This is a genomic window from Streptococcus pseudopneumoniae (assembly GCF_001072375.1).
Taxonomy (GTDB): Bacteria; Bacillota; Bacilli; order Lactobacillales; family Streptococcaceae; genus Streptococcus; species Streptococcus pseudopneumoniae_L.
In genome coordinates this window covers 1-366 of sequence record NZ_JVKV01000004.1, presented here as the reverse complement: position 1 = coordinate 366, position 366 = coordinate 1, and the positions used below count along the sequence as shown (strand labels likewise).

Genomic DNA, 366 nt, shown 5'->3' with positions numbered 1-366 from the left:
TGCTTCTGTAGCAGCAGTTGTGGCTACAAGATCCGTTGCAGAAGCTGAGAAGTTGGTAGTTGAATCTGCAACTTTCTCTACTTTAGAGATTAGCGTATTGAGTGTTACCTTGCCCTCTAAAGTTGTCAATGGTGTTTCTGGTGATTCACCGGCTTTTTCAGTTGTCAAATTCGTATCTTTGCTAGACTCAGTTATAGTTGTCACTGTAGCTGTTTGAGAGCCTACTGCAGTAGATGAAGCAGAAACACTTGTTGAAGCAGACTCAGAAGCGCTTGTACTTGCTGATTCAGAGGCACTTGTACTAGCAGATGCTGAAGCAGAAGTACTTGCAGACTCAGACGCTGATGTGCTTGCTGACTGACTTGC

General features: G+C 44.3%; 1 protein-coding gene. It reads right to left on the bottom strand.

The window, feature by feature from the left end; all coding sequences use genetic code 11:
- Positions 1 to 366 (bottom strand): hypothetical protein (locus tag ADH31_RS10010; RefSeq protein WP_049508145.1); only part of this gene is annotated, 366 nt, incomplete at both ends.